Raw genomic sequence first — 18,973 nt, forward strand, 5'->3', positions numbered from 1 at the left:
CTGGGCTTTTTGCATTTCTACGACATAACTTGTTTATCTTAAAAACAACTATGTACGCAGACGCCACCCCCAACTTCCCACGGCTTACCTAACTTTAATCCCTCAATGCATTATGATAGTTCCACCACGATCAAAGGAACTATTATGCCTATTCAGAAAATCATAATTGTTGCGCTCTTTGCAACCGCTATGGCCGCATGTAGTGCAACGAGTAAGCAAGATCGCACACTAGTTGGCGCTGGATTGGGCGCTGCTACCGGCGCAGCAATTGGCGCAGCTGCTGGAGGCGACGCGGGCAGCGCATTAGCTGGTGCCGCCATAGGTGGTTTGGCAGGCGGTGTTGTTGGCCGAGAAACAACCCCAAAAAACTGTACCGCGAAAGACCAGCATGGCCGTACCTACAAGGTTGCTTGCCCATAAGGGAGCGATACAAGCAGCACGATATATAATCAAAATCGTGCTGCCATACAGTTTATCCATTCACTAGACTTAGGCCTTTAGAGCAACCTCGGGCGCAACAAAATCATAGCCCAACGTCTCAGCTACTTCAGCAACCGTTACCTGCCCTTTGTAAACATTCAGCCCCTGCATAAACCCATGATCAGCCTGTAATGCAGCTTTGTAGCCATTATCGGCAAGGGCCAGCACATAAGGCAATGTCACATTATTCAATGCATAAGTTGAAGTGCGGGGCACAGCGCCCGGCATATTGGCCACACAGTAGTGAACCACACCATCTACTTCGTAAGTCGGATCTGTATGCGTTGTCGCTTTCGAAGTGGCAAAGCACCCCCCTTGGTCGATAGCAACATCAACAACCACACTACCTGCTTGCATTTGGGAAATATGCTCGCAGCTCACCAGTTTGGGAGCTTCGGCGCCGGCCACCAACACAGCACCAACGACAAGGTCGGCCGAGCAAACCTGCTCACTCAGCGCAGCGCGACTGGAAAAGACGGTTTTCAAACGCGAGCCAAACTGCTCGGACAAGCGTGACAACACATCAACATTACGGTCCAGCACAGTCACATCAGCACCAAGGCCCAACGCCATTTCAATTGCGTGTGCACCCACAACACCGCCACCAATGACAACAACTTTCGCAGGTTGAACACCAGGCACACCACCCAAAAGAACGCCTTTGCCACCATTGGCTTTTTGTAGTGCGCTAGCACCCGCTTGAATAGACAAACGCCCCGCCACTTGCGACATGGGTGCAAGCAACGGCAAGCGGTTGTTACCATCACGTACTGTTTCATAGGCGATACAAACAGCGCCCGATTCCACCAAATCCTTAGTTTGTTCGGGGTCTGGAGCTAAATGCAGATACGTAAAGAGCAAATGGTCAGGCCGAAGCATTTTGCGCTCAACAGCCTGTGGCTCTTTAACCTTAACAATCATCTCCGCTTGCTCAAACACTTGGGCGGCACTTTCAACAATACGTGCTCCTGCTGCAACATAATCGGCATCCAGAACACCAATACCATGCCCAGCGCTGCTTTCAACGAGCACCTCATGCCCATGGGCAACCACTTCGTGCACGCTATCAGGTGTCAACCCAACGCGGTATTCATGGTTTTTTATTTCTTTTGGAACACCAATACGCATTATTCCCTCCTATCGCGTGAAATATTTGCACCAATCTTAAAAAAAATAACACGCGATGTGGTTGCATAATCAATCAACTATCATCAATATATGAAACAATATGCGACAATTTTCCTATAATTTCGCTGATTATTCAAACTTTCACTCACCGACACCTAAAGCAAAATGAAACTCGACCGCATCGACAAAAAGATTCTAAAACAACTACAACAAGATGGGCGTATGCCAAATGCTGAGCTGGCAAACTGCGTTGGCCTCTCGCCATCCGCATGCCTGCGACGCCTTCGGAATTTAGAGGATAATGGTGTTATTGAACGTTACGCGGCCATTTTAAGCCCTCAAAAAATTGGCCGAAATATGAGTGTCTTCGTAGAAATATCGTTGAGCTCTCAATCAGAAGAAGCTCTCGCCAAATTCGAAAAAGCCGTGGCAAATTCTAGCGAAATCATTGAGTGCCATTTGATGGGTGGTGATGCCGATTATTTGCTTCGTATCGCTGCCGCCAACCCAGAAGACTTTGAGCGTATTCACCGTGATCACCTCACAAGGCTACCTGGTGTTGCCAAAATGCGCTCTTCCTTTGCTATTCGATCAATTAAAAATCAACATGCATTGCCCATTGCATAATCAGAATGCAATTTTTAGCAATTAATGTTCATAGGGCATCTCGCGACAAGGTTTCCTATCGACCCTTCAGCACCACCGTTCTATAACTTTCATTATTCCATTTTAGTATTGCCGTACCAGCGAACATTTAAAGTGGTGGGTTGCCAGCATATCTGGCGCAGTGAATTGGAGTAGAAAAGGTGACACCGGTAATAACTTGCTTACACGACGGGCGCTATGAATTGGCAGAGGGGGCCGTGTGGGATGATAAAACCGCCAGCCTATATTTCTGCGACATTTTAGGGCGACACATTTACGCCTTGGACTGGGAAAGCCAAGCCATACAATCCTACGCATTTCCCAAAAAAGTCGGTTCTTTTGGTCTTTGTAAAGATGGCCGTCTTGTCGTGGCCATGCAAGATGAGATCATACTTTTTGACATGACCACCAAGTTCTACGACCAAATCGCCAGCATTGAAGGTGATGACAATCGAACACGCCTGAACGATGGGAAAGTGGGACCAGATGGGGCTTTTTGGGTTGGCACTATGGATGACCGCTCACCGCGAGAACCCATATCGGGCCTATACCGCGTTACAATAGATGGAACTGTTACAAAAGTAGTTTCAGACCTTCATTGCACCAATGGCATTGCTTGGTCGCCAGATGCCAAAGTCATGTACCATTCAGACACCAGCCCCGGTTGGGTAGACGCCTATGATTTCGACGCAAAAACAGGACAAATCAGCAACCAACGCCGCTTCTTGCAATTAGACAACACTGTAGGACGTCCTGATGGCGGCACAGTTGATGCAAAGGGCAATTACTGGTCAGCGGGTGTATCCGCAGGAAACTTGAACTGTTTTTCCAGTGAAGGTGAGCTGTTGCAATCCATACCTTTGCCAATTCCCCGCCCAACCATGCCCTGTTTTGCAGGACCCGACTTAACAACCTTGGTAATCACGTCTCTAAGGCCGCCCAATGCGCCTGAATTGCTGGAGCAATTTCCAAAATCGGGGAGCCTGTTTGCAATGCAGACTCAAACCAAAGGCCTGCCAACCTACCGCTTTGGTTCCTGACACAATTCATAGCCAACACTAAGCAGGGCCTGCGTTTAACAGCTCGCAAGAGGGGTACAAATAAGCCCCTCCTGCGATACAGGAGAGGCTCATAGCTAAAGCAAGCAAGTAGAGGCTTAGCGCCCTGTACCAAAAGCTTGCATAAGTGTTAGCAGTGTTGCCATTTGATCTGGAGTACCTGCTTGCCCTACTTTTTCGGTAGCTGCAGCACCTGCCATGGTATCCATTGAGTAAATCTGGATAACACCTTGGTTTGTGGCCGCTTGCGCCAGCGTATTTTGCTGTTGTGCGGCAGAAACAGAGTTTTCAAACAAGATGCCGGTCGAATGGGCCAAGGACTGGAACAAAGAACCCATTGCCATCGCTGGTGCTTCAGCGACAACCTTAACATTTGCCTGTGTCACAGCGTCTGTGATCATGGGGCTTACAGTGGTTGGATCAGCCATTTTCTTCTCCTCAAGGTTGCTGATGTGAACTGTCGAAACATAAAAACCAAGGCGGGAACGCGAGCCATACTTGCACTAAAAACGAACCCAACCCGCCTGTTTATGTTTTGACAAATTGAAATGCCCACTTAATGAGGGGGCAAAGCCTAACTAAAAGATTGAAGTAAAGTCAGCAGTGTGCTCATTTGATCTGCAGTGCCAAGCTGACCAACTTTTTCAGTGGCAGATGCACTACTCATGGTATCCATTGAATAGATTTGCATCACACCTTGGTTCGTAGCAGCTTGAGAAAGAGTGTTTTGCTGCTGAGAGGCTGAAACATAATTCTCAAAAAGAATACCGGTAGAATGCGCCATACTCTGATACAGAGTACCCATTGCCATCGCGGGGGCCTCAGCCACCACTTTCACATTCGCTTGAGTAACCGCATCAGTAATCATAGGACTTACAATAGTCGGATTCGCCATAGTTTTAACTCCTGCAAGAAGCTCGTGTTACTTTAAGTACAAATAAGAGACGCCCTAAAAACACGATTGTGAAAGAATATTTTCACTAACTACTATGTAAAAATCACTTTTATTCTACACCACCCATTTTACTTGTTAAGAATTTCTTAATATTATCAAGAACTGGGTGAATTTCTTGATCTAGAACATCTTTAACATGACTTTGAACTTCATTCCTAATCATATTACTAATGGTCTCGGCAAGCATTTTAGCTACGGCCACTTGGGTGGCAGGGCCCCCTTGGCCCAAAGCTTGCGCAACTGCACTATCAGCAGTCTTATTCAGCTCGGAAAGCCCTGGCAGCGCATTCAAATCAGGTGAAACAGCCGCCTTGGGAGGACTACTATCCGCTGAATTCAAAGCCTCCGAGCTTTGCATCATATTGCGTAAAGTCGCGACTTCCCCTTCCACATTTTGCAATACCTTTTGTGCAACTTCTTCGATATTGGAAATCACCTGCTTGGCTTCATCTCTAACTTTTTGTGAGTCTTTTTGAACCTGCGCTTTTTGGCTTGCAACCTCCGCAAGTGCTTTCTCATAGGCTGGTAACGAAGCCCGCAATGCCTCCAGCTTTTCTGCTGCACTATTTGCAGTAGATGCCAATTGACTGCCTTGCCCTTGGTTGTTTGGAACAGAAGCACTGTCCTCCGGCGCGCCTCCCCTCTTGTTGCCAACGACACGGCCTGAACGAGCACCAGTCCCCCTAGCTCCTGCCATCCTCCGCCTCCTCGCAACGGTCAAAGCCTTGCCATTCTGTCTCGCTCGCAGCTACCTCCACATCAACTTCTTCGGTATAATCAAGAGCATCTTCACTTTGCCCATAATGGCCACGAACTTCACAGCTACAATATTCACCCCGTTGCCCCCGTTGTTCACAATCACAAAGCCGGGCTGCATCCCCTTCTGTACATTCTATGTCCTGTTCAGATTGCGCATTAAAATCTGAGCTTTCCTGGCTCTCTTCGATAGTAGCTTCGTAATCATCTCGAGAGGTGCGTTGCCCAAGTGGCCGACCACCCAAGCGGTCACAATTATCAGCGCGGTGGCCACGCGGCTCAGAAGCCCGCAGCCGTGATAACGCCTGCGCAATTTGTGAAGTACTCAGCTCTTCTTCAGAAACCTCACTTGTTTCAAAGTCCGCTTCAGAGGTTGAAACATACGTATTGCTGGAAACACGCTTCATCGTCACACTCTCTGCACGCACCAGTGCAAGTCGTGCCTGATCAAGACAATTTAAATAGGAAAACAATTGTTGGCTGTTCTCCACTTTATCGCCTGTACCAGCCTGTTCGTCCTTAATAAGCATGGCACAATGGTTTAGCTGCTCTAGCATAACAGCATTGATTTCTTCCAAAATAAAACTGGCATCTCGTTCCATACCAATCCCCTACTGCAAGTGTTAATAATCAATTCTCATCCTTGTCCCACTTCCCAAGACGCTTAAGGATTAGTAGAGCCAGTAGATCGTGAGGTGTTATCGATGAAAGAGTTTGCATGGCTCCTATCAGTTTTTGGGAGTCCAAACCCTTCACACCCTTCCTCTCCAACCAAAGCTTGAGCATGAGCAATCCAATAAGGCTTTCCAGCGACAACCCGCTTAAGGCTTGCATACATTGCTGCAACTGCTCTTTATTAAGCGGCTTTTCACGCGCTTCATTTGCCCCTTGCATGACCCACTCTCCTCATAGACTAGGAAATTTTAACGTCACTGATAATCGTCTGGGCTGATGTCGCCCCAGTTTCACTGGCAGTACCAAAAGCGCCAATTGCTGCAGTCACCATCTCTTGCAAAGCCAATAACGCTGGCGCATCAACAGCAGCCTCCGCAGGGTTTGCAGCTATCTTTTTGGCAACCATCGCTTGTGCTGCCATTGATATTTGCATAATCCCATTCATGTAGACCTCGGCATTTTGGTTCGCATGCCCCGCAGTTTGCGACGCCATCACATCAGCTGGCACATTAACCATGGCTGCCAAATTCTCATTCGACATGGTCTCTGAATTGGTGAACTGAACCGCCTGTACAATCTGGCTATTCAAGCTTGAAGTATCACTCACGCCCCCTCCTTTACCCATAGGCTGTACTGGGTCGGCACCTGTTGCTGGTTCGGCTTTTCGACTGTGGGAACTTGGCAACTTGTCTCTTCTATCAAAACGACTTCGGCCTCCTTGAACAGCTTGCGCTTTTTGTCCTGCCGCCAGAATAACCGCTTTTCGTTTGGCAAGCGCTTGGTACAGCCTTGTAGACTTACCCTGCCCACCTGTTTGGCTTGCCATTGCCGCCTCCGGTCAACCACATCACTACCCCTTGATATCCATAATCTGCTGCACACCTTTAGAGACCACAGCAGTAGAAATCTGGTTCATAGCCTGCTGGTTTTGCGTTGCGTTTTGCACCGCAAGCCCCGTTGCGTGACTGACGACCTGATACAAACTGGCAATTGCCTGACTAGGAGATTCCGCCACAACCTTGACGTTTGTTTGCGTGACCGCATCAGTAATTTGAGAATTCACCGTATCATCTGACATTATTCACCCTCACCTTTCACTCGAACCAATGGTTACAAGACGCATTACAAAGTTGGTTGTGAAGCAACAGCTTTATTCTGCGCTCCAATTGCTTTGGCTTCCTAGGGATAATCTTAGTTTATCTCGCAAAAACTGAACCCTTTTGCGGGCCAGCGCCTGCGAAATCGATAGTGCCGAGGCAATATCGGAATAACTGCGCTCCTCTAGAAACTTAAGTTTAAAAATTTGCTGATAATTCAGTGGCATAGACAATAAAAACCGACAAATCTCGCCAATTTCCTCTTGTTCAAGTAGATGCCGCTCCTGAGGGGCGTTGTAACAAAACGCGAAAGGCAATCGATCCTCGTAAACATCAAGGTTGGTCTCGAACAAATTGAATTCAATTCGACGGCGGCGATATTGGCTTATGAACTCGTTTCGCAGCGCTGACAGGAAAAAAGCACGCGGCTCTCTTAAAAAGAAAGCTTTTCCCTCAAAGTGGTTTGCTGCCTTTAGAATTGTAGCAGAAAGTAAGTCCTGCGCAGCATCCATATCCCCCCCAGTAAGCCGCATGGCGCGCCCGAGTAGTAACGGGCGGCACATAACCCACGAACTCCAAAGAGGTGTCAAATTACACTGCTTTGCACGCTCCAAATGCTTGTAATTGGCTGTATACATGCGCAAAACCCATACAAAGTTCAGCGACAACCAACGCAATACACAAAAGATTGACACTAATAACTACTATTAGTTGTATGAAATACAACATATTCTATTTATTGTTGTATATTTAGTGCTTACCTAATGAAAACCTCAATTTATTAGTAATTAATTTTGCAAAATGGAAATTTTTCTCACGTATAAATTATATATTATTTGCAAATATTACTTAATAAAGAAACCTTAAATGCAACTTTCATATATGTATATTGACTTAATAAATCCAACCATATTAATTGCATTTGTTTTACTAGATAGGGCAAAAAATGAAAAAATTAATATCAACATTTGCAGCACTAAGCATGGCAATTTCAGTTGCCGGTTGCGCAACCAACCCAGACAACATCACAGCGGCGCACGTCTCTTCTAACAGCTATTCAAAAATGAGCTGCTCATCCATCAAAGAAGAGTTTGCGCAAGTAAATAGTAAGCTTCTCGCAATTACTAAAGAGCAGAAAGATGCGAGAAAACTTGACACTGTTTCGCTGACAGTAGGCCTTGTTATATTCTGGCCCGCGCTCTTCCTATTGGCTGTAACAGATGATGAAAAAGAGCAAATTGCACAGCTTAAAGGCCAGCACGACGCTGTTAAAGCAGCCGCTTTAAAGAGAAGTTGTAAATTAGCCTCTTAAGTGAATGAGTTGATTTAAAAAACGACGTCGCTCCAGAGTAGTCCATTACGACTATTCTGGAGTACAATATACAAAAAACAAAGAATTTTCGTTTGGTGGGTGCATAGGGATTCGAACCCTAGACCGGCTGATTAAGAGTCAGCTGCTCTACCAACTGAGCTATACACCCATAACAAGAAGTTGTGGCGTGTTTATAGACCTCAACAATTTCCGCTTCAAGAAAAAAGCCTAAGCATTTTAACCGTGTTGGAAAACTCTCCATACATGAAAATCAGCGTAACACCTATACGCATCAGCACATATCCATACAATGCGCGCAACATAATTACCATCAATCGCAACTTTAGTGTGCGAATGAAGCTATCGGCATCATTAATTTTCAAGTTACGCCTTTTTCACGCAACAATTAAAAAAACACTTGACCAGACAGCCATATGGCGGTTAGGTATTTTTATCTTATGGCAACGACGCTATAGATTCATCTGATTATTTCTCAGGTGAACACCACCAATAGTTCAAAGGAGATGGGGCAACAGCCTCATAGATTAAAATGCTAACTTCTATTCTTCTAGTGGTGGTGGGTATGCGCGTCGCCTGGGTGGAGTAACCACCCGGATAAGGTAGACGCGCACAGGAGCCAAATGGCTCCTTTTTTATTGGCTAGTTTTCAAATTGCATTCAAATGCTCAACGAGTACTAAGGTAACAAGGACGAGAAAATGACAAGGGAGATGACAGGCGCGGAGATGGTTCTCCAGGCACTGCGTGATAATGGAGCAAAGCACGTTTTTGGCTATCCAGGCGGTGCAGTGCTTCCTATCTATGACGCCATCTGTCAGCAAGAGGACATTGAGCATATCCTCGTGCGTCATGAACAAGGTGCCGGACATGCTGCAGAAGGTTATGCCCGCGCAACCGGCAAAACAGGCGTGGCTTTGGTCACTTCGGGACCGGGTGCCACCAACATGGTGACAGCGCTAACAGATGCCATGCTGGACTCAATCCCGCTCGTTTGTATTACCGGACAGGTTCCAACCAACCTGATTGGTACGGATGCTTTCCAAGAATGCGATACCGTAGGCATCACCCGCCCTTGCACCAAGCACAACTGGCTGGTGAAAGACGTTAAGGATTTGCCACGTATTATGCACGAGGCGTTCCACGTAGCGTCCTCTGGTCGCCCCGGTCCTGTCGTTGTCGATATTCCAAAAGATGTCCAATTCGCCACGGGAATTTATGAGGAACCGACACCGGTTCACAGCCAACACAAAAGCTATCACCCGCAAGTTAAGGGCGATATGAATGCTCTTCGCGCTGCTTTGCAATTAATGGCTGAAGCTAAAAACCCTGTGTTTTATACAGGTGGTGGCGTTATCAACTCCGGTCCGCAAGCCAGCCAGTTACTGCGTGAACTGGTAGAGGTTACCGGTTTCCCAATCACTTCCACTTTGATGGGGCTTGGTGCTTACCCAGCTTCTGGCAAGCAATGGTTGGGCATGTTAGGCATGCACGGCACCTATGAGGCCAATATGGCCATGCATGAATGTGACGTGATGATCTGTATCGGTGCCCGTTTTGATGATCGCATCACCGGGCGTCTTGATGCCTTTTCACCTAACTCCAAAAAAATCCATATCGATATTGACCCGTCTTCAATAAACAAAATTGTTCATGTCGATATTCCTATCGTTGGCGATGTTGCCCACGTGCTGGAAGATATGGTCCGCATCTGGCGCGCCTCGAACTACCAGGCCCTGCCTGCAAATAGCGAATGGCAGCAGCAAATTAGTAAATGGCGTGCTCGCAATTGCTTGGCTTACACCAACAGTTCCGATGTCATCATGCCTCAGTTCGCCCTGCAACGTCTAGGCGCCGCTTTGAAAGGTAAAGACTACTTCATCTCTACAGAAGTGGGTCAGCACCAAATGTGGGCTGCTCAATTCTTGCATTTTGAAGAACCAAATCGCTGGTTAACCTCTGGTGGCTTTGGTACCATGGGCTATGGCTTGCCAGCTGCAATTGGTGCGCAAGTAGCACACCCCGACGCGATATGTGTCAACGTTGCGGGTGACGCTTCAATCCTGATGAACATTCAGGAAATGTCGACAGCCGTTCAGCATGGGCTCTCTCCCAAAACCTTTATTTTGAACAATAGTTACATGGGCATGGTGCGCCAATGGCAACAATTGCTCCATGGCAACCGCATGTCCCACTCCTACACCGACAGTCAGCCTGATTTTGTAAAGCTGGCCGAAGCCTATGGCGGCACAGGTATTAGAGTAACCAAACCGGACGAACTGGATGATGCAATTGAACAGATGATAACAACACCGGGTCCGGTATTGTTTGACTGCTGTGTCGCCCAACTGGCAAACTGTTTCCCAATGATCCCATCGGGCAAAGCTCACAATGATATGCTGCTGCCGGATGAAGCCACCGATGAAGCCGTTGCCAATGCCATCGATGAAGATGGCAAGTTTCTGGTTTAGGATGGGAGGAGTTTAATTATGAATGCACAAAATGTTGATGCCCTATCGGCCTATTTCCTAGCAGAAGTCAGCGACGTCAAGGAAACACATACCCTTTCCATCATCGTGGATAACGAACCGGGTGTGTTGGCCCGTGTCATCGGTCTTTTCTCTGGCCGTGGTTACAATATCGATTCGCTATCTGTGGCCGAAACCGAGCACGAAAAGCACCTATCGCGTATCACCATCGTAACGACCGGTACACCGCAAATCATTGAGCAAATTCGCCATCAGCTAGACCGCATCGTACCAGTACACCGAGTGCGTGATCTCAGCGTAGAGGCGCATCGAAAAGGCCACGAAAAACCGCTCGAGCGGGAATTGGCCCTTATTAAAGTGCGCGGCATAGGTGAAAAACGCTTGGAGGCATTGCGCTTAAGTGAGGCATTTCGTGCGGTAGTCATAGATGCCACCACAGAGCACTTTGTTTTCGAGCTCACCGGCCGTACCCGCAAAATTGACCAGTTCATCGAAATTCTCAAGCCTCTCGGTCTTGTAGAAGCATCCAGAACCGGTGTTGCTGCGTTAGGTCGAGGCCCAAGCGCCATGCGCGACTAATACAGCGAACAATGCGGGCATGTAATTCGTGCCCGCATTTGCCTATTCTATCTCACATACCAGTGACAAACTGGCCAAACCCCTCTTTCCACCTATACTTGAGATACTTTAAATATAATCCCTATAATAGAATGGGTAATATTCTATTTAACTAGCAGCTAGGGGATTGTTCTTCCAAATATGAAGGTGGTAGTTATTTCACTATCTGCTCTTGATATCAGGGAGTTCAGGAGCTTTGGGGCAATAATATTCGTGATTATGGAAAACCAATGACATCGACAAGCCGTCTCTCAGTTAACGTGAATGCCGTCGCTATGCTGCGCAACCGCCGCGATTTGCCATGGCCAAGCGTCACCAATTTGGCTTCTATTGCTTTAAATGCAGGTGCAAAGGGGATTACCGTACACCCAAGGCCCGATGAACGGCATATAAGAAGAACTGATGTTCATGAGCTTGCAAATGTTATTTTCAATCAATTCCAAGGCAAAGAGCTGTGTCTGGAAGGTTATCCAGACAACAACTTCTTAGATCTTGTCGAAACGGTTAAGCCCTCGCAAGTTCTTTTTGTTCCAGATGACCCAAGCCAGACAACCTCAGATCATGGCTGGGACTTTTCGACTCACATGGATTTGTTAAAAGATGTAATCTCGGTCGCCAAAAGCTGGGGGGTTAGGACATCATTATTTATTAACCCTGATGAAAGTCAGCCAGAACTGGCAGCCCAAGCAGGAAGTGATCGAATAGAAATATTTACCGGCCCATATGGTGCTTGCCCTGTCGCCTCACCAGCTTCCTTACTTGAGTTGGAAAAACTGGTAAAAACTGCTGAAGCTGCAAGAGATTGTAACTTAACTGTTAATGCAGGACACGACCTCACAGTAGATAACCTACCTGCCCTAATTCAGCGTGCCCCATATATCGGTGAAGTATCCATTGGCCATGGCTTCACCGCAGACGCACTCATCTTTGGTTTTGCCGAAAGCGTAAAACGCTACCGTAAAGCTCTGGGCGAAATAGGCTAACCATTATGAGCCCCGCAATGCGGGGCTTTAAGCTGCTCTTTTTAACGAGCTAGCGCTTGACTTCTGGGTTAAACAAAACCAGCTTGTCTTTTTAAAAGCATCTACGCCCAATCGAGTTAAAACAGCGGCAGCAGATTGCTTTAGGCCTTCTTCAAGTTTCATAATGACCACCTTTCAAACGAGCTCTTTTGCAAAATACATCTCAATCCAAGAACCATGATAAGAGCTCTTTTCTAATATAGAATTACTTTCAAGCTCTTTGGTAAACTCTTTAAGAAACTTTAAGTCCGCAGGACTTCGCAAATGAACCTTAGCACAATTCAAATCCGGTATCTCTCTACAAAATTTTATAAGTGAACCCATAAACGCAACTAATGCTTCAACAAAGTCATCAAATGTGCCAGCACAGTCAATATTAGGACACAGTTTCATGTGGCGGACTCTAGCGACCGTACCCGTATGATTAGGAATTTTTGCCAAATTGATGAAACAGGCAATTGAATTCTGATCATCGTTTGTAACGAAAGTACCACTGCGGTCAACATCTTCAAGGAGATCTTCTAGTACTTTTAAGTTATCAAAGACTTCGTCTTCACTAATATTATTCTTTTCAGCTTGCACAATCCAACAACGAGAAAATTCTTGCCAAGTGCCATCTTGTTTGGAAACCCTCACGAATTTCATACTTAACTCCCAGAGTAACTAACATGGAGAAAATAGCATGCAATACTGGAGGTAAAACCTGTCAATTTTCGCATCGTTGAATAAGTAGTATTACGTTATTACCCTCAGGTGTGAATTGCTTGCTAACCTCCCAAACATCACTTTTGCTTTGGGAGGAGCACACTATGTCAAAAATCCTTATGATCACCGGCGACTTTACCGAGGACTATGAAACAATGGTCCCATTTCAGGCGCTACAGGCCATGGGCCATAGCGTGGATGCTGTTTGCCCGGATAAGAAAGCCGGAGACACTGTCGCCACATCAATTCATGACTTTGAAGGTGATCAGACTTATACTGAAAAACGCGGTCATAACTTCACACTCAATGCAAACTTTGACCAAGTAAGCGCCGAGGAGTACGACGCCCTCATAATTCCAGGAGGCCGTGCGCCAGAATACCTACGCCTCAATGAACAAGTTTTGAAAATGGTTCAACACTTCTTTGCCACCAACAAACCTGTAGCCGCAATCTGCCATGGCGCACAGTTACTTGCTGCTGCCAATGTTATCAGTGGGCGTAAGTGTTCGGCTTATCCCGCTTGTAGCCCAGAGGTAAAACTCGCTGGGGCAGAGTACGCCGATATTGCTATCGATAGCGCAGTAACTGACGGTAACCTAGTCACTGCTCCAGCTTGGCCTGCACATCCGCAGTGGTTGCAACAGTTTAACGCCCTACTTTGAAATACATGATTCTCCGTATATAACAGATATATAACGACGGGGAGCGAGTGATGTGTGAGCTATTTATTAATGCAGACAGCAAATTATGGCAAAACACCACCCGTTCCCTGCGCATCAATGGCGTTGTGACCAGCTTACGTCTGGAAAATGCATTCTGGTCTCACCTGCAAGAAATCGCTCAAAGAGACGATCTCACTTTGCCCCAGCTACTTGCCCGCCTCTATCAAGAATCGCTTGAGGCCGGGCACGACCTTACCAACTTTGCTTCATTCCTACGCGTTTGCTGTAGTCGTTACCTTGCCTTGCAAATCACAGGCGACATACCAGTCCAGCCAGATGTTAGCCTCTCAAGTCTTGATTCTAAAACCATCCTACAAAGAGAACATATCCAATCTCAAGCAATGGTTTAGCAATCAATTACTAATTATGATGCTCTTAAAACCTGTTTTTTATAATAATCAAAAATATTTCGTCACATAATTGTATTTTTCACTTGCAGCCTAAGCTCAAATTTGCCATACAGGAACCGTACCGTACGGTACTGATTATTGAAGGATTTTTTCGTGAACGACACCGCACAACAGTTTACAACAAGACAAACAGCCGTTTTGGATGCTGCTCTGTCCCTGTTGGTAGATGGCGGCGAAAAAGCCCTGACAACAGCAGCAATTGCCAAAGAGGCTGGTTGCTCGAAAGAAAGTTTATACAAGTGGTTTGGTGATCGTGATGCGCTGTTAGCTGCCATTATATCCCGTCAAGCCAGTAAGGTCAGAATTCCGCAAGCGCCCAAGCTTTCGTTCACCGAAATGGCACTACACGAAGCTCTGGTCGATTTTGCCCATAATCTTCTGCAGGTTATCTGTAGCGAGGTTTCTATTGCTCTCAACCGGCTGGCCATATCACAAGCCAGCAAAGGCGATTACACACTGGGAAAAACATTGTTAAACCGTGGCCGCGGTCATATTGGCGCGCAGACCACCGTCTTGCTGCGACAGGCAGAGGCCGCGGGATTTTTAAAGTTTGACAGCGCCGAAGCGGCCTATCAGGTTCTCTACGGCCTCGTCCTGCAAGACATTCAGTTGCGCGTGCTGCTTGGTGACAGCTTGCGCCCTGAAGAGCAAAACCTGAAACAGCTTGCAGAGGTGGCTGTAAACCACTTCTTAAAGCTCTATCAAACTAACTAACTTGCAAAGCCTGCACACCGCAAGCTGCGCTATTAAGGGACCTAAGAAAATGCGCGTTTACTACGACCGCGATTGCGATCTGAACCTGCTTAAAGGCAAAAAAGTTGCCATCATCGGTTACGGCTCTCAAGGCCGCGCCCACGCAATGAACCTCAAAGATAGCGGCGTAGAAGGCATTGTTATTGCTCTTCGTGAAGGCTCTACAACCCGCCTGAAAGCAGAAGCAGACGGCTTCATCTGTAAAACAGTTGCCGAAGCTGCTAAAGAAGCCGACCTGATGATGATGGCTACGCCTGATGAGCTGCAAGCCGACATCTGGAAAGACGAAATCGCTGCAAACATCCGTGACGGCGCTGCAATCGCATTTGCACACGGTCTGAACGTTCACTTCGGCCTGATCGAGCCAAAAGCATCTATCGACGTACTGATGGTTGCACCAAAAGGCCCAGGCCACACCGTGCGCGGCGAATACCAGAAAGGCGGCGGTGTACCTTGCTTGATCGCAGTTCACCAAGACGCAACCGGCAATGCAAAAGACCTTGGTCTTGCATACGCATCCGGCGTTGGTGGCGGCCGCTCCGGTATCATCGAAACCTCCTTCCGCGAAGAGTGTGAAACCGATCTGTTCGGTGAGCAAGCTGTCCTCTGCGGTGGTCTGGTTGAGCTGATCCGCGCTGGCTTCGAAACCCTCACAGAAGCTGGTTACGCACCGGAAATGGCTTACTTCGAGTGTCTGCACGAAGTGAAACTGATCGTTGACCTGATCTACGAAGGTGGCATCGCCAACATGAACTACTCCATCTCCAACACCGCTGAGTGGGGTGAGTATCAGACAGGCCCACGCATCGTAACTTCCGAAACCAAAGCGGAAATGAAGCGCGTACTGGACGAAATCCAGAACGGCACCTTCACCTCCGAGTGGATCCAGGAATACAAAGCTGGCGGCGCGAAGTTCAAAGCAACCCGTCGTCTGAACGACGAGCACCCAATTGAAGAAGTTGGTGCGAAACTGCGCGAAATGATGCCATGGATTTCCGCTGGCAAACTGGTTGACAAAACCAAGAACTAATTGAGTTCATTCGCCTTCGCGCGGATTGTACCTGCGCGAAGGCACCCTTTGGTGCAATGCACTGCCGATAAATGAGCAGTGTCACCTTCCAGAAAATACTAAAGCCCGGTCAAAAACCGGGCTTTAGTATTTGAAGACCATAAGAGCTTAAGCCCTTGCTGTCATTTTTTGGAAGACGGGGCTTAACAACTGCATCACATCACAACGCTGTTCTTGCTGTAATAGATTTTCGCGAAAGTAAAAGTCCAACCGATTAAGAATAACCCTTGCCCCAATATTGTCCGGATGCACTTTGGCAATTAAATGGGTGAAATAGGTGTTTTCAAAGAACCAGTTTACAAGAGCCTCGGTCACTTCACTGGCATACTTTTGCCCCCAGTAAGGCTCTGCCAAATAAAATTCCAGCTCAACTTCACTTGTTTCCTCACAAAGTGAAAAACCTGCACAGCCAATTGCTTCGCCGCTATGCAAAACCATCTTCCACATACCAAACCCGAGACGAGCTTCGTTACGTAGGTTCATTTGTAGCTTTTTGCGCACAGCTTGATGATCAAGGTGAACAGTGGCGGGTTGGCGAAAGCGGTTAACACTCGCATTCTCGTGCAGCTCATACAGCCATGGCAAATCTTTCTCGCCTAAGCGCTGAATGCGCACGCGCTCTGTCTGCACAATTGGATCCCGATTCAAAGGTACACTCCATATATTCTAGGGCAGCTCCAAAACTACCATCATCAAATGACTAGAGAGGGTTAATCTCACCAATCATATATTTAGTGACCTTTGCCGCTTATTATTGCCCATTGTTCTTATCTATGAGTACCCAAGGCGTTGGCCACTGCCCCCAGATAGCCTATTCCTAATTTTAGGCAAGACGAATGTACCCTGAAATTTCATGTGAGATATTATTACGCACCTTATCCAAAAGTCGCAGGACTACACCGCTTGTAGTAGCACTTAGGAAATGCGCATTTTTTAAAGAAAAACAAACACGAGAAGCCCTAAAACTAGTAGGAGCCAGTGAAGAAAAACCTCTCACACTGGCTCCAACCAATAGGAGCAACAGCTCCGCCGCAACTTTAAATCAATAAAATCAATAGATTACACAAACCAATAACAGCAGATCTTGTGATAATACTTTTCAAGGCATTTGTCACCAATTTTATTGTTGCCAAAAGTTGCCCAAACGAGCAAACCCTTGATCTATCAAAGCGAACCTGAAGGATTGCCCACTTGGTATAGCGCCAGAATTTGTTTCACAAAACCGTCAGCAGCAACCTTATCTAAGGGATCAAGCATTGGCCAGCCAGAAAGTTGCCCCTTAAAAAAGGTCATTTGCCGTTTGGCATAGCGTCGCGTTTCTGTTTTAGCTTTGGTGATTGCCTCCTCAAACGACAGCTCCCTAGCATGCGCTTGTGCCAACTGCGCCACGCCAATAGCTTTCATGATAGGTAGATGGCGCGCTATCGGCCGTGACCATAAAGCAACCGCTTCATCAACAGCCCCCAGCGCTAACATACTGTCAAAACGCTGGTGAATACGCTCATGTAACACAGACCGTTCTGGAGCCAATATCACTCGTTGGCATTCTTCTACATTTAAAATAGGTTTGCTTTTGGTTTGTTGCCAATAACTGAGCGATTGGCCGGTACTATCAATCACCTCAAGCGCCCGTACCAACCTTTGCGTATCTCCTGCATGTAATCTGGCAGCCATGACTTCATCTCGCTGTTGCAGCGCCTCATATAAAGCCCCCTCTGTACAATCCTGCGAGAAATCCCGCCAATACTGGCGAATCCTACTATCAATATCGGGCATTAGCGAGAACCCTTCACAGGCTGCTTTAAAGTAGAGCCCGGTGCCGCCGACCACAACAACCGGCCGCTGTTGCTCTTGTGCCAGCACATATTCCCTTGAAAATTCCTCAACCCATCGCATCACATTATAAGGCTCATCACAGCCCACATGGCCAAACAAAACATGTTTAGCCTGTGCCATTTCATCAGCATTGGGCCGTGCGCTCAAAATAGAAAGGTCACGGTAAATCTGCATGGAATCAGCATTCACCACCACTGCATCAAGCGCCTCGGCTATTTTTAATGAAAGTGCTGTCTTGCCGCTGGCCGTTGGTCCGGCTATCAACACCGTAAACGGGGGTTTCTCCCCTTCTGTTACCAAAGTCATCTGAGAGCCATTTATGCCTTTTGTTGTCACGCTCATTTCCAATCCAGCCACACCAGCAATTAACGGCGATATAACAACCGCAGTTAAACAGCTCATGCCTGCCAGCACGCAAGCAAAAACGCTACATGCCGGCGTTGCCCTAGACCTAATCTGCCATGATAGTATGCCAGATAGCAACTTGCTGCATAAGATACGCGAGCAGCTCTCTCATGCACCAATCGATTGCCATTTGCAACCAAGTGAGGGCCGTCGCAAAAAGCTTTTGATCGCCGATATGGATTCCACCATGATCCAGCAAGAGTGTATTGACGAGCTCGCCGCTGAACTAGGCATAAAAGAAAAAATCGCCGCAATTACCGAAAGCGCCATGCGCGGTGAAATCGAATTTGAACCGGCGCTGAAAGAGCGTGTCGCGCTGCTTAAGGGCTTAGCGACAAACATTATCGGCCAAACCATCGAAAATCGCATTACGCTTACCCCTGGAGGTAAAACGCTGGTCAACACCATGAAACAAAACGGAGCCTATACAGCACTTGTTTCTGGTGGCTTTACCGCTTTCACCAGTGTAATTGCCACGATCTTGGGCTTTCACGAAAATAAAGCCAACATTCTGCTAGAAACCGACGGCCAGTTGAGCGGCGAAGTCGCCATGCCTATTCTTGGCAAACAGGCTAAGCTGCAGCGCCTCAACGAAATCATGCAGGAACAAAACCTCGCAGATGAAGAAACTCTCGCTGTGGGTGATGGTGCCAACGATCTTGCCATGATCGAAGCAGCCGGTCTTGGGGTTGCTTTCCACGCCAAGCCAGCTGTTGCTGCCAAGGCAGATGCCTGTATCAACCATTCAGATCTCACAGCATTGCTCTATCTTCAAGGCTATACAAGCAGCGAGTTTTCGCAGTAAAAACAGCCTTTGAAGA

At 47.2% G+C, this 18,973-nt stretch carries 25 protein-coding genes and 1 tRNA gene; 12 read left to right on the forward strand and 14 right to left on the reverse strand.

Annotated features, from left to right (window positions below; all coding sequences use genetic code 11):
- Positions 1–150 precede the first annotated feature (150 nt).
- On the forward strand, positions 151–420 hold the full coding sequence (locus AYK67_RS10010; protein ID WP_068086448.1) for a glycine zipper domain-containing protein: 270 nt from the start codon (positions 151–153) through the stop codon (positions 418–420).
- A 69-nt stretch (positions 421–489) separates the two neighbouring features.
- Here AYK67_RS10010 and ald read toward each other — a convergent pair whose 3' ends face one another.
- On the reverse strand, positions 490–1,608 hold the full coding sequence (gene ald / locus AYK67_RS10015; protein WP_068085802.1) for an alanine dehydrogenase: 1,119 nt from the start codon (positions 1,606–1,608) through the stop codon (positions 490–492).
- Positions 1,609–1,773: 165 nt separating this feature from the next.
- On the opposite strand from ald, the gene AYK67_RS10020 reads away from it, so the two are divergent.
- Positions 1,774–2,235: an Lrp/AsnC family transcriptional regulator gene (locus AYK67_RS10020; protein ID WP_068085805.1), complete on the forward strand. Its 462-nt coding sequence runs from the start codon at positions 1,774–1,776 to the stop codon at positions 2,233–2,235.
- A 179-nt stretch (positions 2,236–2,414) separates the two neighbouring features.
- On the forward strand, positions 2,415–3,293 hold the full coding sequence (locus AYK67_RS10025) for an SMP-30/gluconolactonase/LRE family protein (RefSeq protein ID WP_068085808.1): 879 nt from the start codon (positions 2,415–2,417) through the stop codon (positions 3,291–3,293).
- Between the two features lie 116 nt (positions 3,294–3,409).
- Here the strand turns inward: AYK67_RS10025 and AYK67_RS10030 are convergent, their stop codons facing one another.
- From AYK67_RS10030 to AYK67_RS10065, 8 genes are all read right to left on the reverse strand, one after another.
- Positions 3,410–3,739: a RebB family R body protein gene (locus AYK67_RS10030; protein ID WP_068085811.1), complete on the reverse strand. Its 330-nt coding sequence runs from the start codon at positions 3,737–3,739 to the stop codon at positions 3,410–3,412.
- 146 nt (positions 3,740–3,885) lie between these two features.
- Positions 3,886–4,206 (reverse strand): RebB family R body protein, encoded by a 321-nt coding sequence (locus AYK67_RS10035; RefSeq protein ID WP_068085813.1) that lies wholly within the window; start codon positions 4,204–4,206, stop codon positions 3,886–3,888.
- A gap of 109 nt (positions 4,207–4,315) precedes the next feature.
- Positions 4,316–4,963 carry a hypothetical protein gene (locus tag AYK67_RS10040; RefSeq protein WP_068085818.1) on the reverse strand — a complete coding sequence of 216 codons (648 nt, stop codon included), beginning with the start codon at positions 4,961–4,963 and terminating at the stop codon, positions 4,316–4,318.
- Positions 4,950–5,624 (reverse strand): hypothetical protein, encoded by a 675-nt coding sequence (locus AYK67_RS10045; RefSeq protein WP_068085821.1) that lies wholly within the window; start codon positions 5,622–5,624, stop codon positions 4,950–4,952. The genes AYK67_RS10040 and AYK67_RS10045 overlap by 14 nt, the downstream gene beginning before the upstream one ends.
- 28 nt (positions 5,625–5,652) lie before the next feature.
- Positions 5,653–5,916 carry a hypothetical protein gene (locus AYK67_RS10050; RefSeq protein ID WP_068085825.1) on the reverse strand — a complete coding sequence of 88 codons (264 nt, stop codon included), beginning with the start codon at positions 5,914–5,916 and terminating at the stop codon, positions 5,653–5,655.
- A 19-nt stretch (positions 5,917–5,935) separates the two neighbouring features.
- Positions 5,936–6,523 (reverse strand): hypothetical protein, encoded by a 588-nt coding sequence (locus tag AYK67_RS10055; protein ID WP_068085828.1) that lies wholly within the window; start codon positions 6,521–6,523, stop codon positions 5,936–5,938.
- 24 nt (positions 6,524–6,547) lie between these two features.
- Positions 6,548–6,775 carry a RebB family R body protein gene (locus AYK67_RS10060; protein ID WP_068085832.1) on the reverse strand — a complete coding sequence of 76 codons (228 nt, stop codon included), beginning with the start codon at positions 6,773–6,775 and terminating at the stop codon, positions 6,548–6,550.
- A 72-nt stretch (positions 6,776–6,847) separates the two neighbouring features.
- Complete coding sequence (locus AYK67_RS10065; protein ID WP_068085836.1) at positions 6,848–7,432, reverse strand: RNA polymerase sigma factor; 585 nt, start codon at positions 7,430–7,432, stop codon at positions 6,848–6,850.
- 308 nt (positions 7,433–7,740) lie between these two features.
- Between AYK67_RS10065 and AYK67_RS10070 the strand changes: the two genes are divergently transcribed.
- On the forward strand, positions 7,741–8,106 hold the full coding sequence (locus AYK67_RS10070; RefSeq protein WP_068085843.1) for a hypothetical protein: 366 nt from the start codon (positions 7,741–7,743) through the stop codon (positions 8,104–8,106).
- Positions 8,107–8,199: 93 nt separating this feature from the next.
- On the opposite strand, the gene AYK67_RS10075 is transcribed toward AYK67_RS10070, so the two are convergent.
- Positions 8,200–8,275 (reverse strand) — tRNA-Lys (locus AYK67_RS10075).
- A gap of 549 nt (positions 8,276–8,824) precedes the next feature.
- Here AYK67_RS10075 and AYK67_RS10085 point away from each other — a divergent pair.
- The 3 genes from AYK67_RS10085 (at position 8,825) to AYK67_RS10095 (ending at position 12,213) form a co-directional block, all read left to right on the forward strand.
- Complete coding sequence (locus AYK67_RS10085; protein ID WP_068085851.1) at positions 8,825–10,594, forward strand: acetolactate synthase 3 large subunit; 1,770 nt, start codon at positions 8,825–8,827, stop codon at positions 10,592–10,594.
- Between the two features lie 18 nt (positions 10,595–10,612).
- Positions 10,613–11,191, forward strand: coding sequence for an acetolactate synthase small subunit (gene ilvN / locus AYK67_RS10090; RefSeq protein WP_068085853.1), 579 nt, complete (start codon positions 10,613–10,615; stop codon positions 11,189–11,191).
- A 269-nt stretch (positions 11,192–11,460) separates the two neighbouring features.
- Positions 11,461–12,213 carry a pyridoxine 5'-phosphate synthase gene (locus AYK67_RS10095; protein WP_068085855.1) on the forward strand — a complete coding sequence of 251 codons (753 nt, stop codon included), beginning with the start codon at positions 11,461–11,463 and terminating at the stop codon, positions 12,211–12,213.
- A gap of 27 nt (positions 12,214–12,240) precedes the next feature.
- Here the strand turns inward: AYK67_RS10095 and AYK67_RS17685 are convergent, their stop codons facing one another.
- Positions 12,241–12,375, reverse strand: a complete 135-nt coding sequence (locus tag AYK67_RS17685; protein WP_274533525.1) for a hypothetical protein — start codon at positions 12,373–12,375, stop codon at positions 12,241–12,243.
- A gap of 12 nt (positions 12,376–12,387) precedes the next feature.
- Positions 12,388–12,897 (reverse strand): hypothetical protein, encoded by a 510-nt coding sequence (locus AYK67_RS10100; RefSeq protein WP_068085857.1) that lies wholly within the window; start codon positions 12,895–12,897, stop codon positions 12,388–12,390.
- Between the two features lie 164 nt (positions 12,898–13,061).
- Between AYK67_RS10100 and AYK67_RS10105 the strand changes: the two genes are divergently transcribed.
- The 4 genes from AYK67_RS10105 (at position 13,062) to ilvC (ending at position 15,872) form a co-directional block, all read left to right on the forward strand.
- Positions 13,062–13,619, forward strand: a complete 558-nt coding sequence (locus tag AYK67_RS10105) for a DJ-1/PfpI family protein (RefSeq protein ID WP_068085858.1) — start codon at positions 13,062–13,064, stop codon at positions 13,617–13,619.
- A 50-nt stretch (positions 13,620–13,669) separates the two neighbouring features.
- Positions 13,670–14,029 carry a ribbon-helix-helix domain-containing protein gene (locus tag AYK67_RS10110; protein WP_068085859.1) on the forward strand — a complete coding sequence of 120 codons (360 nt, stop codon included), beginning with the start codon at positions 13,670–13,672 and terminating at the stop codon, positions 14,027–14,029.
- A 153-nt stretch (positions 14,030–14,182) separates the two neighbouring features.
- Positions 14,183–14,803, forward strand: a complete 621-nt coding sequence (locus tag AYK67_RS10115; RefSeq protein ID WP_068085860.1) for a TetR/AcrR family transcriptional regulator — start codon at positions 14,183–14,185, stop codon at positions 14,801–14,803.
- Positions 14,804–14,852: 49 nt separating this feature from the next.
- On the forward strand, positions 14,853–15,872 hold the full coding sequence (gene ilvC, locus AYK67_RS10120; RefSeq protein ID WP_068085862.1) for a ketol-acid reductoisomerase: 1,020 nt from the start codon (positions 14,853–14,855) through the stop codon (positions 15,870–15,872).
- Positions 15,873–16,019: 147 nt separating this feature from the next.
- On the opposite strand, the gene AYK67_RS10125 is transcribed toward ilvC, so the two are convergent.
- Both AYK67_RS10125 and miaA read right to left on the reverse strand, forming a co-directional pair.
- Entirely contained in the window at positions 16,020–16,559 is a 540-nt protein-coding gene (locus AYK67_RS10125) for a GNAT family N-acetyltransferase (protein ID WP_068085864.1), read from the reverse strand.
- 516 nt (positions 16,560–17,075) lie between these two features.
- On the reverse strand, positions 17,076–18,089 hold the full coding sequence (gene miaA, locus AYK67_RS10130; protein ID WP_208976263.1) for a tRNA (adenosine(37)-N6)-dimethylallyltransferase MiaA: 1,014 nt from the start codon (positions 18,087–18,089) through the stop codon (positions 17,076–17,078).
- On the opposite strand from miaA, the gene serB reads away from it, so the two are divergent.
- Entirely contained in the window at positions 18,067–18,957 is an 891-nt protein-coding gene (serB, locus tag AYK67_RS10135) for a phosphoserine phosphatase SerB (protein ID WP_068085867.1), read from the forward strand. The genes miaA and serB overlap by 23 nt on opposite strands.
- Positions 18,958–18,973: the final 16 nt, after the last annotated feature.

It is taken from the genome of Polycladidibacter stylochi (assembly GCF_001562055.1).
GTDB classification, from domain to species: domain Bacteria; phylum Pseudomonadota; class Alphaproteobacteria; order Rhizobiales; family Stappiaceae; genus Pseudovibrio; species Pseudovibrio stylochi.

Bases quoted from the DNA above. Each gene is read 5' to 3' on its own strand.
- miaA (WP_208976263.1), bottom strand. From the start codon at position 18,089: ATGAGCGTGACAACAAAAGGCATAAATGGCTCTCAGATGACTTTGGTA.
- serB (WP_068085867.1), top strand. From the start codon at position 18,067: ATGCCTTTTGTTGTCACGCTCATTTCCAATCCAGCCACACCAGCAATT.
- AYK67_RS10045 (WP_068085821.1), bottom strand. From the start codon at position 5,624: ATGGAACGAGATGCCAGTTTTATTTTGGAAGAAATCAATGCTGTTATG.
- AYK67_RS10085 (WP_068085851.1), top strand. From the start codon at position 8,825: ATGACAAGGGAGATGACAGGCGCGGAGATGGTTCTCCAGGCACTGCGT.
- AYK67_RS10070 (WP_068085843.1), top strand. From the start codon at position 7,741: ATGAAAAAATTAATATCAACATTTGCAGCACTAAGCATGGCAATTTCA.
- AYK67_RS10110 (WP_068085859.1), top strand. From the start codon at position 13,670: ATGTGTGAGCTATTTATTAATGCAGACAGCAAATTATGGCAAAACACC.
- AYK67_RS10040 (WP_068085818.1), bottom strand. From the start codon at position 4,963: ATGGCAGGAGCTAGGGGGACTGGTGCTCGTTCAGGCCGTGTCGTTGGC.
- AYK67_RS10105 (WP_068085858.1), top strand. From the start codon at position 13,062: ATGTCAAAAATCCTTATGATCACCGGCGACTTTACCGAGGACTATGAA.
- AYK67_RS10100 (WP_068085857.1), bottom strand. From the start codon at position 12,897: ATGAAATTCGTGAGGGTTTCCAAACAAGATGGCACTTGGCAAGAATTT.
- AYK67_RS10030 (WP_068085811.1), bottom strand. From the start codon at position 3,739: ATGGCTGATCCAACCACTGTAAGCCCCATGATCACAGACGCTGTGACA.
- ald (WP_068085802.1), bottom strand. From the start codon at position 1,608: ATGCGTATTGGTGTTCCAAAAGAAATAAAAAACCATGAATACCGCGTT.
- AYK67_RS10095 (WP_068085855.1), top strand. From the start codon at position 11,461: ATGACATCGACAAGCCGTCTCTCAGTTAACGTGAATGCCGTCGCTATG.
- AYK67_RS10055 (WP_068085828.1), bottom strand. From the start codon at position 6,523: ATGGCAAGCCAAACAGGTGGGCAGGGTAAGTCTACAAGGCTGTACCAA.
- AYK67_RS10065 (WP_068085836.1), bottom strand. From the start codon at position 7,432: ATGTATACAGCCAATTACAAGCATTTGGAGCGTGCAAAGCAGTGTAAT.
- AYK67_RS17685 (WP_274533525.1), bottom strand. From the start codon at position 12,375: ATGAAACTTGAAGAAGGCCTAAAGCAATCTGCTGCCGCTGTTTTAACT.
- AYK67_RS10060 (WP_068085832.1), bottom strand. From the start codon at position 6,775: ATGTCAGATGATACGGTGAATTCTCAAATTACTGATGCGGTCACGCAA.
- AYK67_RS10020 (WP_068085805.1), top strand. From the start codon at position 1,774: ATGAAACTCGACCGCATCGACAAAAAGATTCTAAAACAACTACAACAA.
- ilvN (WP_068085853.1), top strand. From the start codon at position 10,613: ATGAATGCACAAAATGTTGATGCCCTATCGGCCTATTTCCTAGCAGAA.
- AYK67_RS10035 (WP_068085813.1), bottom strand. From the start codon at position 4,206: ATGGCGAATCCGACTATTGTAAGTCCTATGATTACTGATGCGGTTACT.
- ilvC (WP_068085862.1), top strand. From the start codon at position 14,853: ATGCGCGTTTACTACGACCGCGATTGCGATCTGAACCTGCTTAAAGGC.
- AYK67_RS10050 (WP_068085825.1), bottom strand. From the start codon at position 5,916: ATGCAAGGGGCAAATGAAGCGCGTGAAAAGCCGCTTAATAAAGAGCAG.